Source organism: Rarobacter incanus (assembly GCF_006715765.1).
Lineage (GTDB): Bacteria > Actinomycetota > Actinomycetes > Actinomycetales > Cellulomonadaceae > Rarobacter > Rarobacter incanus.
In genome coordinates this window covers 2,410,264-2,422,001 of sequence record NZ_VFNV01000001.1, presented here as the reverse complement: position 1 = coordinate 2,422,001, position 11,738 = coordinate 2,410,264, and the positions used below count along the sequence as shown (strand labels likewise).

Sequence of the window (11,738 nt, the reverse complement as noted above, 5' to 3'; positions counted from 1 at the left end):
CGGAATCGACTTACGTGGCAAGTAGGCTCACCCGGTCACCACGCACACACCTGAGCGCCGCGCAGGCTTGAAGAGGTAGCACGCCGTTGCCGAGCGCGGTGATCTGCTGGTTCTGCGTCAGTTCGTCGCTATCCGCGACCCAATCAGTCGGCAGGCCCATGAGCCATTCAACGAATACCGGTGCCGGGCGGGGGCCGTCGGCGTCGTTCAGGAGGGCTGGCGCTGGCGCGGGGCGTCCGGTGATGTGTTCCCAGCGGGCGATAGCCTCGGCGTAGCGTGCCCAGCGCTGAACAGTCCGTCGATCAGGGACCACAGCGTCTCCGATTCGGCTCTCCTGTTGGGTGAGCCACTCGGTCCGTGGAGCGCGAAGTCGATGATCTGGTGCGACAGCGCGATCGTCCCGCGTCGTGCTCGCACTTGGTCGAGGGTTTCCCCGCCGCGTGATGAGTCGGTTGCGAGAGGGGTGCGGAACAGTGCGCCGGGCGAGCGCGAAGATGCGGAAGCGTTGGTGAGGAGCGCCGACAAGGGAAGCCGGTAGGCCGATCCATCGCGCATCCAGCCGCAGGTCGGCCAGATCGCCGAGAACGGCGCCGAGAGCCCGTAGAGGTCGAGTTGCGTTGTCTCCCAGGTGCCACGGGTCGGGTTCCATGCCGCGAAGGGTTGCGCCGTCGGGGGTTGCATCGCCTGGGTTGCGTCGTTCATGGTCGTTTCCTTCTGCGGGTGGCCGTGTCGCGGGTGAGGACAGCAGCCCGCGGACGTTCTCGATGACGACCCATTCTGGCTGGAGCACGTCGATGGCCGCGGCCATGTGCGCCCACAGACCCGAGCGCGTGCCAGGCGCGAGGCCGGCGCGCTTGCCGACGGTGGAAACGTCTTGAGGCACGGGAACCCGCCGATGAGGATGTCCACGGGCTCGACCTGGCTCCAGTCGATGGCCGTAATGTCACCGAGGTTCGGCGCCACGGGCCAGTGGCGGGAGAAGACACGGGCGACGGGCTCGTTGAGTTCGGAGAACCACACGGTCTTGGCGTTGAAGACGTGCTCGACGGCGAGGTCGAGTCCGCCGTAGCCGCTGAAGAGCGATCCGATCTTGAGTTCTGAGTCGCCGCTGGCGTCGAGGTCGTGCATGAAGTCTGCTCCGGTGACGGTCGTCCCCGGCATCGCCTCGTCACGAAGTTGATGCCGAGCTGGTCACCTGTCAGGTGCACGACTCCGACACGCGCCAGCCGCTCAACTGCGCACCCCGCTTGCCGTCACCCGAGGCCTCCATCTCCGGCCTCAGCTCCGACCGCCGCCCGAGGTCACACGCGTCTTGCAGATCGAGGTTGAGTGAGCATTCCCGCGGCCGAGATCACCGGGTGAGGGTGCTCACCTGCTCGGCAGGAGCGGAGGCGAGCATGACAGTTTCGATGCGCGTGATGTCGGCGGGTGACGGCTACAAGTACCTGCTCAAGACGGTTGCGGCAGCCGACGGGAACAGGCCACTTTCCACGCCACTCACGCGCTACTACATGGAGGAAGGCACCCCGCCTGGTCGTTGGCTCGGCGCGGGCGTAGTGGCCCTCGGCAAGGGCGAGATTCAGGTGGGTGACCGAGTATCGGAGCACCAGCTCCAGCTCCTGATGGGGACTGGCCATGATCCGATTACCGACGAGCCGCTCGGTCGTGCCTTTCCGACCTACAAGAGCCAGGACGAGCGGATCGAGGCGCGGATCGCCGACCTCGACCCGACGATGACGCCTGGCGCCAAGGGCGAGGCCGTAGCGCAGATCGTTGCCGAGGAGAGCGCCCGGAGCAAGCGGCGTGCTGTGGCGGGCTTCGACTTCACCTTCTCGATTCCGAAGTCCGCGAGCGTGTTGTGGGCGCTCGCCGATGCCGGAGTGCAGGCACTGATCGCCGAGGCGCATCATCGCGCAGTTGCGGAGGTAGTTGCGTTCATGGAACGTGAGGTTGCAGCCACCCGCACGGGCGCAACCGCCGGGGACGGCGCGGTTGCACACGTCGAGGTCACCGGGCTCATCGCGACCGCGTTCGATCACTTCGACTCCCGCGCCAGCGACCCCCACCTCCACACGCACGTCGTCATCAGCAACAAGGCCAAGACCGTCCTCGACGGGAAGTGGCGCTCGCTTGACGGCAGACCGATGCACGCCGCCGTCGTCGCGCTCTCCGAACTACACGAAGCCGTGTTCGCTGACCACATGACCCGCACCTTCGGCGTCTCCTGGGAGGCGCGCGAGATGGGCCGCGACCGGAACCCAGCGTGGGCGATCACCGGCGTGCCGGAGGAACTGGTCGCGGAGTTCTCCGCCCGCGCCCGCCACATCGACGCGGAGAAGAACCGGCTCATCGACGAGTACGTTGCCCAGCACGGACGCCAACCATCGAACGCGACGATCCTCAAACTGCGAGCCCAAGCCACACTCGCGACCCGCCCCGAGAAGCAGGTCCGATCCCTTGCTGAGCTGACCGCCGAGTGGCGAACGCGAGCCAGCAAGACCCTGGGCCAGGACGCGACGTCGTGGGCACGCGGGATGACCGACAACGACAAGCCGCTCCTGCTGCGGGCGGATGATGTGCCGCTCGACGTGATCGGCGAGCTGGGACGTTCAGTCGTCGAAGTCGTCGGTGAAAAGCGTTCGACCTGGCGACGGTGGAATCTCATGGCCGAAGCATCCCGGCAGACGATGGGCTGGCGGTTCGCCACCATGCAGGACCGGGAAGCTATCGTCGCGATGGTCGCCGACGCCGCCGAGCTCGTCTCGCTCCGCCTGACACCGCCTGAGCTCGCGGCCTCGCCGGTCGTGTTCCGTCGCCCCGACGGCAGCTCGGTGTTCCGGCCGAAGAGCTCGACCGCGTTCACCTCCGAGTCCCAGCTCGCGGCCGAGGACAGACTCCTCGAACGAGCAGCCAACCTCGGCGGGCCGACGGTGACGCTTGCCACGGTCGAGAAGATCACGGGCAGGCCCGACGCGGACGGTCGGATGCTCGGCGATGACCAAGCAGATGCCTTGACCCGGATCGCGGTGTCGGGTCGGATGCTCGATGTCCTCGTCGGTCCCGCCGGAGCTGGCAAGACCACGGCCATGAACGCACTTCGCCGCGCCTGGGAAGCCGAGCACGGCCCCGGTTCCGTCGTTGGCCTCGCGCCGTCGGCGGTGGCCGCGCAGGTGCTCGCCGACGATCTCGGGATCGCGACCGAGAACACGGCGAAGTGGTGGCAGAACCATCTCCTGCACGGCACTACGTTCGCAGCGGGGCAGCTCGTCATCATCGACGAAGCCTCCCTGGCGGGCACCCTGTCGCTGGACCGCATCACCCACCTCGCCCAGGAGGCTGGCGCGAAGGTGCTGCTGGTCGGTGACTATGCCCAGCTGCAATCCGTGGACGCCGGCGGTGCGTTCGCGATGATCGCTAACGACCGGGACGACACCCCGGAACTGGTCGACGTTCACCGGTTCACCCACGCTTGGGAGAAGACCGCATCACTCGAGCTGCGCCACGGACGCGCCGATGCCATCGACTCCTACCTCGCCCATCAGCGCATCACCGGTGGCGACGCCGAGACCATGACCGATGCCGCCTACAACGCCTGGCGCGCCGACCGCGACCAGGGGCACATATCGGTGCTGATCGCCGAGACCCACGAAGACGTGACCGCCCTCAACCGACGCGCCCGCGCCGACCTGATCCACAACAAGACGCTGAACCCCGACCGCGAGGTCGAACTGCGCGACGGCACCGCCGCCGGGATCGGAGACACGATCATCACCCGCGACAACGACCGAAGGCTCCGCACCGCGAACGGGCGAGACTGGGTACGCAACGGCGACGTTTGGACCATCACCGCCGTCGGCGACGACGGGACTATCGCCATACGGAGGCGTGGGCGAAGGTTCGGCGGCAGGATCGTCCTGCCAGCCTCGTATGTCTCCAAGAGCGTCGATCTCGGCTACGCAGTCACCGCCTTCCGTGCGCAAGGTGTCACGACCGACACCGCGCATGTGCTGGTTGAACCGACCTCGACCAGAGAGACCTTCTACGTCGCGATGACCCGAGGCCAGCACTCCAACCGTGCCTACGTCACCCTTGATCGCGCCGACGACCATGCGGAGCCGCACCCCGGCGATGACCCCAACGCGACCGCGCGCAACGTGCTCTACGGCGTGCTGCAGCACAGCGGAGCCGAACTCTCGGCGCACGAGACGATCGTTGCCGAGCAGGAGCAGTGGGGCTCGATCGCGCAGCTTGCCGCCGAGTACGAGACCATCGCCGCCGCAGCCCAACACGACCGCTGGGCCACCCTCATCCGCAACTCCGGGCTCACCGACGAACAGGCCGACAGCGCCATCGAATCCGAGGCGTTCGGGCCGCTCACGGCCGAACTCCGCCGCGCCGAAGCCAACCACCACGATGTCGACTCGCTCCTGCCGCGTCTTGTCGCGGCGAGAGGGTTCGGCGACGCCGACGACATCGCCGCGGTCCTCCACTACCGCATCGAACGAGCGACGGCTCGACCGGCAGGATCAGGACGTACAAGGAAGCCGCCGCGCCTAATCGCCGGCCTCATCCCACGTGCCCACGGCGTGACCGATGCCGAGATGCGAGCAGCACTCGACGAGCGAGAGGAGTTGATCGAGGCCCGCGTCAGCGCCGTACTTGACTCCGCGCTGACAGAGAACACGCCGTGGACAAGGGCGCTCGGCATGCCACCGCATGAGCGACGCCGAGCTGCGACCTGGCGCGCGGCTGCACGTGTCGTCACCGCTTACCGAGACCGCTACCGCATCGCCGACGATGCACCCCTTGGTGCCCCGGCCGAGTCTTCCGCGCAGAAGATCGACGCGGTGAGGGCGCGAGCAGCACTCGACAGGATGCTCCTTCTCTCTGCCCAGAGCGCTCCGCCGGAGGCTGGGCTCAACGCCGTCAGGCGGGTGCGGCCTCAGACAGGACGCAGCATCTGATCCTTCCAAATGTCCCCACCTCGACGTAGCCTTGAAGCGAGGCGGATTTCTCCTTACCTTTGGGCCGTTCGCGGCAGACCTTCGGGTCACTCTCCACGCACCGTCTCAACAACATAAGTGCGTGTTGAGAGGAGCCCATCATGATCCGCCTACTGTGGACAGCCAGCACGGTGGTCCGCTACTTCCTGCGTCGTTACATGCCGGGCAACATCCTGCTCGACCTGATCCGAACGAGGAACGGACTGAAGTGGGGCGTGCCAGCGATGCTGCTGGCCGCTCCGTACCTGGGCGTCGCTGCCTGGTGCACTACTCTCATTGAGTCCGGCGGCCCCGGATGGCTTCACCTCGTGGTCCTGATCTGCATCTGGAACGCTCTGAAGATGATCGTCATCGGCCCGGTAAGCGTGGTGCTGCTCGTGAGGGCACGCGCCAAGGAACGCCAGGCCCGGAAGCGTGCCGAGCGCGCGGTAGACGCTGAGGTGTCTCAGCGTGAACTCACTCGCAGCATCCGATGAGAGACACTTCCATCCGTCCAACCGTTGACGAGCAGCTACAACGAACGCGTTGGTTCAGGCGTAGCCGGACGGACTCGATCCGCATCAACTTGCGGACGCGGCGCTGAGACTTGGCGAGCGTTGCCGCGTTTCCCCAGGCGCGCAAGATCGGCGCTGTCTGCGACCAGCGACGCGGTGCCTTCCCGTAGCAGACGATGGGGACCGACGCTCGCGGCGCTCGTCACCGGACCAGGCACTGCTCCCACGCTTCGACCCAGCTCGAATGCGTACTGCGCCACCCCCAACGAGCCTGACCGACCTGCCGCCTCGACGATGACCGTCGTAGACGCGAGCGCCGCCATTAGCCGCCCGCGAGCGATGAACCGATGCCTTGTAGGGACAGCGCCAGGTGGCACCTCGCTGACGAGAAGCCCGACATCAGCCCCGCGGTCGAGTAGGTCGCGGTGACCAGCAGGGTAAGGACGGTCGACTCCGTTTGCGAGGATCGCGATGGTGTCTCCGCCTGCGGCGAGGGCAGCTTGGTGTGCAGCGCCTTCGATCCCATACGCGCCACCGGCGACCACAACGCGCTCGTCCGCAACCGTCGAGGCGGCGAGTTCGCGGGCAACATGGTCTCCGTATGCGGTGGACGCGCGTGACCCGGTGATCGTGACGATGTCCTGCAACGGGCGGGAGAGGAACGATGAGGCGCCGCGCGTCCACAACACGTATGGGGCGAGATCGCCAAGGTCGTTGAGGGCGACGGGCCAGTTGGTGTCGCCTGGGACGAGAACCTGGATGCCTGACTGCTGAGCCTGGTCGAGACGGGCGGCGATGTCCTTCGCCGCAGTTGCGTCGAAGTGGTCGCGCCAGACCTGCGCGTCGACGGCGCTGAGACCCGTCACCGACCCGTCGCGCTCGGCAAGTCGGAGTGTCTCCATCGCTCCGAGCCCAGTCAGGACTCGGCCGGTCACCGGATCGCTGGGCTCAAGGAGCATGGACAGCACCATCCGTGCGGTTCGCTCGTCGTCTGCAAGGTCACTCAGGCCAGCCATCGTCGGTTCCTCTCGGCATTCGATACCGACAAGGTGCACAGCCAGCCCCGGTTCGGTGGCGGCTAGGTGATCACGGCGCGGATATAGATGCCAACGCCGATGAGCAAGAGAGCACCGTAGAAGGGCAAGATCGACCACGATGACCAGACGCTCCATGCCGGGACCCATCGGCCAATCACAGTCTTGACTCGCTCACGCCACCCGGCCGATGCAGGTATCGGATCGTCAGCTTCGGAGGGGTCGAGTGAGAACTGTGGGACGGCGCGCGTGCCCCGTGCAACGGTGTCGTACAGTCGCCGGTAGGCACGTTCTTGTCGCAGATAGTTGGCGTCGAGGAACATGAAGAGCACGACCGCTGCGAGTCCGAGCAGAGTAACCGCTCGTGAGTGCTGCACTAGCGCGAACCCAAAGGTGGCCGTGACGACTGGCAGCAGCCACCCTTTCGCGCTTGATGACGCAGCGGACATGCGAGTGACGACTGCCTGGATGAAGTCAAGGTGCTTCCGCCGATCTTCGTCTGAGGGTGCGGTCGGCGTACTCACTTGTTGCTCGCCTTCCGACACTCGACTCTCAGCGCTTCCCACGCTTCGTCCTTCGCCTCCTCGCTGTAGTTGCTTTCAGGCGGCCAGATGTGCCCGATGGGGTCTCCTTCCCAGCGAGGCACAAGATGGACGTGCAGGTGGAAGACCGTCTGACTGGCCGCGCTACCGTTGGACTGAATGACGTTGAGGCCATCGGGGTTGACTGCGCGCTTGACTGCTGCGGCGAGCCGCGTTGTCGCCCTGGCGAGCTGCTCGGCAGTGACTTCATCAAGTGCCCAAATGTCGGGCACATGGAGGCGAGGGATCACCAGGGTGTGTCCGAGGTTTGCCGGGTTGTGGGGGAAGAACGCGACGACATGCTGATCGCGATAGACCTCGCGGGCATCGGGGTCGTCTCTCTGGACGATCTCGCAGAAGGGGCAGTCAGGATCGCTTGTAGGCATTGTTGACCCAAGTAGTGATGTTCGCCTTGATGTCCGCGTAGACGGCCTGGCTGTTCGATCCGCTGGGGCTGTAGACCGGCACGTAGTCGCCGACGGTGCCGCCGCCCTTGAGCGACACCTTGCTGAACGGGTTCTCTCCGTATGAGTCGGTGTTGCCGTTGCGGTCGGCCAGCCCATGGATTCGGATGCCAACCAGCGGCTTGTGGTTGTCCCAGGCGTGGGCGATCTCGTGGCGCACCCACGGACGGCTGGCAGTCTGAGCGCCGATCAAGACTACGACTGCCGACTTGTAGGCCATCTGATCGGCGATCCACTTCTTGATGGCCGCGTCGCCCTTGCGCTTGACTTCCTCCCACTGCTGCGCGTTGAGGATGGGCTGTCCCTCCAACGCGCCCATCTGGATGATCTGCTGCACCCGCCACGCGTCGCGGTCGTAGTGGAAGCTGTAGAAGACTGACTTGGCCATGCTTGACTCTCCCGTCACCTGCGGTCGAGCCGCTCTCGTACCGTCAATCAAAGCCTACGGCGGACCACTGACATTCGAACTTTGATGCGCCCTCGCGCGGAGCCAGACCACCATCCTGCTTCACGACACACCGTCGATGATCTTGTCCGCGATGAGTCCAGCCTCGACCAAGGCTGCGCGCACGGCCTTGCGGTCCACACCCATCCGACGACCAATCGCGCGCATCGAGACGCCCGCCCGGGCGAGCCGCACCGCCTCTGCCTTCTCCTCGACGCCCAGCCCAGGTCGGCGGCTCGGCACGTCGCGGCGGCGCAGATGAGAGAACACGGTCGCGCGGTGGATGCCGTACCTCTCAGCGAGCGCCTTGACGCTCATCCCGGCCAGGTAGTCGCCGACGAGGGCGTCCACCTCGGAGGCGGTGAGAAAAGTTTGAGCCGTCTCGACAGTCCTCACAACAGGGCCACGATCGTCCTTCGGAGCGGTATCCTGGGGACGTCGAGAGACCTCGTAGACCCCACGGTCTAGGCGGTTGACCAGGGTTTTTGTCTTGGGGGCGGAGTTGCCGAACGTACTACTCAGGCACCCCAAGGGAGCGAGGAGCTGAACGCTTGCGTTCAGGCTCCGAGCGAGCGCAGGGGTTGCAGGCGCGTAGCGCCAAACACCCCATATGGGCGAGGTTCAAACCTTCGACAAGAGTCTCCACTCTTGAGAACGTTTGAACCTCGTCCTTTTTCTTTGCCTGCTCGGCCCAGTTGAGTGCATTGCCCTGGGTCTCGATGTCGCAGAGCGCCTCGTAGGACGGCTGGTACTCGACCCGCACTTCCCGATCCTCGTCGATGAAGATCTTCCGGAAGAACGCCTGGTTGCACAGTCTCCTGTTCTGGTTGTCACACCGGCGATAGATCAACGCCACGTTTGCCAGCAACGCCAAGTAGTCGTCGAGATTCGCCCGAGCCGCCGCATACTCATCGTGATGCGCCGACAGCCTCCCCTTGATGTCATCCAGCCGGGCCTCGATCCTCATCTGCTCTTCCTTCAGCAGCTCCAACGAGATCGCACCCGAATAGTGAGCTCGAAGGACAACGAGCCTCTCCTCTTCCAATTCAGTGCGCCGCTTCGCCAGAGACTCCAGCTCGCCAGAATCCTCCGCCAACAGACGGTCGAACTCCGCGTGACACATCGCACCTAGAGCCTGCCGCACCTCACTACTGACCTCGATGCGCTCGTAGTACTCCTCGACCAGCCGTTCACTATCATCGATCAGCATCGCCTGCCGCGTGCACTCGGTCTTCTTCGAATGCCGCCCATTGCAGACAAAGTACGGATAGATCCGCCCTTTACCGTTGTTCGCCTTGATGATGATCAGCCGCTCGCCACACGACCCGCAGTACAGGGTGCCCTTGAGGTAGTGCGCGTGGACCTGGGTCGCATCGGCAGCCGACTTGTGCGATTCCAGCACGTTCTGCACCTGATACCAGACCTCCTTCGGCACCAGCGGCTCATGCGCTCCCGGATAGACGGCTCCCTTGAACCGCACCATGCCCCGGTAGTATGGATTCGTCAGCACCCGGTACAAGCCCGGCACACTCACCGACTTCGGCGCGCGCTTGGGCGTAGGCGTCGTCGTCAACCCACGCGCCTCCAGCTCTCGCTGCATCTGCGACACCGTCCAACGCCCGGACGCGAACTGCTCGAACGCCCACCGCACCAACGGAGCGCGCTCCTCGTCAATTACGACCGTCCGGTTCTCTCGACCCCGCTCATCACGGATGCCGACATTCAGATACCCGATCGGTGCGCGGTTCGTCGTGCCACCCTGCGCTGCCTTCTGCGAAAGGCCCTTCACCGTCTCGGTGGCGAGGTTGCGGGAATAGAACTCGGCGATCGAGGACATGATGCCGTGGAGCAACATGCCCGAGGGCGTCTCGTCGATGTTCTCGCTCGCAGAGACAAGCGTTACTCCGGCGTCGCGAAGAGCGAGGTGGATGGCGACGTCGTCGGCTCGGTTGCGGGCCAGGCGGTCAACCTTATGGACGATGCAGTAGTTCACTCGATGCTCGGTGACGTACTCGATCATCTTCATCAGCTGCGGCCGGTCAGCCTTACGTGCTGATTCGCCTGCGTCGACGAATTCCTCGATCACCGTCGCGCCGAGCGACTCTGCCTTGCGCAGGTTTGCCTCGCGCTGGGCCGGGATCGAATATCCCTCCTCGGTGCCGCCCTTCTCCGCCTGCTCCTTCGTGGAGACACGCAGGCACATGACCGCGATGGGGCCGCCCGCGGTGAGGGTGGGTAGCGACAGCCGATCGGTCGGCGACGGCAGGTCATCTGGTGTGGTGCTCATGGCTCTTCTCCGCGTGTGCTTGACAGCGCCCGCCGCGGAATCGTCAACTGCGAATGTTGATCGTGAGAAGAGCCCGAAGGCTGTAGGACTAGGCCAGAACGGCCACGTATTCGTGCCCCGAACCGAGGCACGGGGGTTTAGGACCACAACATCCACCGCTAGCGGCGGACAGTTACATTCTACGCTTTCCCCTCTAGAGAGGTATCGAAAATCTTGGGGCCTGATTCGGCTACTCGTCGCTCGCCGAGATCCTGGAGCGCGAAGCGGATCATGAGTTCAGTGAGCAAGGTCAAGTCGGGCTGCTCGCGGTGGACGGCCCGAACGCTGAGGTGACGTTCCTCGCGACTCCGGCGATCCGTCTGCTTCTCGTATTGCCTACTCACGATTCCTGTACCTCTCCTGTCGTGGGATCGGCGCTGGCGAAGAACGCTTCCTCGGCCGACTGACGAGCTTCGACGGCGTCAAGAACGAACTGCACGAAGTCGGCGTCACGGTCGGTGATGACTTCCTCGACGACCTCCTGGTCATGGTTCTCGCCCGGCCAGGGCGTCTGCCTTGTCGGCCGGTCGCGATCTCGTTTGGTGCCGCAGGCGGCGACCCAGTCGCGGAGGCGTCCGCGGGCGTCGGCGAAGTCGCGGTGCCAGCCGAACGGTGCCGAGCCGTCCTGGTCAGGGTCGTAAGCGCAGAGCCAGTGCAGGTGCAGTGCCGAAAGCTCCCAGAGCAGCTCTGGGTGGCGGTGCCAGAACGGCGGAATCTCCGAGGCCGGGAGCCCGTACTCAACACGGAGCCAGTTCACCCATCGATTGAGTTCAAGCAGCTCCTGTTCGAGGTCGTGCGCTGTGAGCAGGTTCCAGTTGATCGGGTGCGGCGGCCGGGCCTGAGGTTCGGGCTCGTAGCTTGGCTCGGGAACGTCATCGATGCCGATGTGCTCGTTCATGGTCACAGCCCCATTCCGCGAGTATCAATCCCGGGGCGCGGCACAGGTGTGTCGAAGACCTTGCCCTGCCCCCGTTCGGGAGCACCGCGCGGCGTGCGGTCGACCTCGTAGCGTGTGCGCGCAGTGTCGTGGCCGATCTTCTTCGCCACGAACTCGACGTCTTGAATCGTCTCGCCGTCTCGCTCGACGGTGTACTCGTGCTGATACCCCTCGGCGACGAACTTGTCGCCCTTGGCGAAGCGCTCAAACGCACGCTGGGCGGTCTTGCGGTACATCACCAGGTTGTTGAACGTCGTGTCCAGCTTCGTGAAGCTGCCGTCTTCTTCGCGGCGGTAGTTCTCCTGCCCGAAGCGGGCGTAGAACCGGGCGTCGCCGTTCTCGGTCTGTGAGAGCTGCGGGTCACTGGCGATGAAGCCAGATACCGACTGCTGGGTGCGGATAGCCATGGGACTCTTCTCCTGCCGATCGGGAGCCACGCTCGTACAGCGGCTCG

The 11,738-nt window shown here is 65.1% G+C and carries 12 protein-coding genes and 1 pseudogene; 2 read left to right on the top strand and 11 right to left on the bottom strand.

Translation table 11 applies throughout. The features are described 5' to 3' along the window. Positions 1-10: 10 nt before the first annotated feature. Together FB389_RS10050 and FB389_RS10880 are read right to left on the bottom strand one after the other, a co-directional pair. The gene (locus FB389_RS10050; protein ID WP_281282050.1) at positions 11-883 is read right to left on the bottom strand and encodes a DNA cytosine methyltransferase; all 873 of its coding nucleotides are present in this window, start codon (positions 881-883) and stop codon (positions 11-13) included. Positions 884-939: 56 nt separating this feature from the next. Further along, a pseudogene (locus FB389_RS10880) lies at positions 940-1,128 on the bottom strand (DNA cytosine methyltransferase); the annotation flags it as partial. Positions 1,129-1,397: 269 nt separating this feature from the next. Here FB389_RS10880 and mobF point away from each other — a divergent pair. Both mobF and FB389_RS10040 read left to right on the top strand, forming a co-directional pair. Further along, positions 1,398-4,964, top strand: a complete 3,567-nt coding sequence (mobF, locus tag FB389_RS10045; protein WP_142113234.1) for a MobF family relaxase — start codon at positions 1,398-1,400, stop codon at positions 4,962-4,964. A gap of 140 nt (positions 4,965-5,104) precedes the next feature. Next, positions 5,105-5,479 carry a sulfate permease gene (locus FB389_RS10040; protein ID WP_142113232.1) on the top strand — a complete coding sequence of 125 codons (375 nt, stop codon included), beginning with the start codon at positions 5,105-5,107 and terminating at the stop codon, positions 5,477-5,479. A 35-nt stretch (positions 5,480-5,514) separates the two neighbouring features. On the opposite strand, the gene FB389_RS10035 is transcribed toward FB389_RS10040, so the two are convergent. The 9 genes from FB389_RS10035 to FB389_RS10000 all read right to left on the bottom strand — a co-directional run bounded on the left by FB389_RS10035 (position 5,515) and on the right by FB389_RS10000 (position 11,691). Next, positions 5,515-6,513, bottom strand: a complete 999-nt coding sequence (locus FB389_RS10035; RefSeq protein ID WP_142113230.1) for a DNA-processing protein DprA — start codon at positions 6,511-6,513, stop codon at positions 5,515-5,517. A gap of 62 nt (positions 6,514-6,575) precedes the next feature. Further along, the gene (locus FB389_RS10770) at positions 6,576-7,055 is read right to left on the bottom strand and encodes a hypothetical protein (protein ID WP_246043617.1); all 480 of its coding nucleotides are present in this window, start codon (positions 7,053-7,055) and stop codon (positions 6,576-6,578) included. Next, positions 7,052-7,498 (bottom strand): HIT family protein, encoded by a 447-nt coding sequence (locus FB389_RS10765; RefSeq protein WP_246043616.1) that lies wholly within the window; start codon positions 7,496-7,498, stop codon positions 7,052-7,054. Before FB389_RS10765 ends, FB389_RS10770 begins: the two co-directional genes overlap by 4 nt. Next, a complete protein-coding gene (locus tag FB389_RS10025) occupies positions 7,479-7,964 on the bottom strand; it encodes a TIR domain-containing protein (RefSeq protein ID WP_142113229.1) in 486 nt (161 codons plus the stop codon). The genes FB389_RS10765 and FB389_RS10025 overlap by 20 nt, the downstream gene beginning before the upstream one ends. 120 nt (positions 7,965-8,084) lie before the next feature. Further along, a complete protein-coding gene (locus FB389_RS10020; protein WP_246043615.1) occupies positions 8,085-8,417 on the bottom strand; it encodes a hypothetical protein in 333 nt (110 codons plus the stop codon). A gap of 118 nt (positions 8,418-8,535) precedes the next feature. Further along, positions 8,536-10,308 (bottom strand): recombinase family protein, encoded by a 1,773-nt coding sequence (locus FB389_RS10015; RefSeq protein WP_211344987.1) that lies wholly within the window; start codon positions 10,306-10,308, stop codon positions 8,536-8,538. Positions 10,309-10,487: 179 nt separating this feature from the next. Further along, positions 10,488-10,691, bottom strand: coding sequence for a hypothetical protein (locus FB389_RS10010; protein WP_142113227.1), 204 nt, complete (start codon positions 10,689-10,691; stop codon positions 10,488-10,490). Then, the gene (locus FB389_RS10005; RefSeq protein WP_142113225.1) at positions 10,688-11,245 is read right to left on the bottom strand and encodes a hypothetical protein; all 558 of its coding nucleotides are present in this window, start codon (positions 11,243-11,245) and stop codon (positions 10,688-10,690) included. The genes FB389_RS10010 and FB389_RS10005 overlap by 4 nt, the downstream gene beginning before the upstream one ends. A gap of 2 nt (positions 11,246-11,247) precedes the next feature. Continuing rightward, positions 11,248-11,691: a single-stranded DNA-binding protein gene (locus tag FB389_RS10000; RefSeq protein WP_142113223.1), complete on the bottom strand. Its 444-nt coding sequence runs from the start codon at positions 11,689-11,691 to the stop codon at positions 11,248-11,250. Positions 11,692-11,738: the final 47 nt, after the last annotated feature.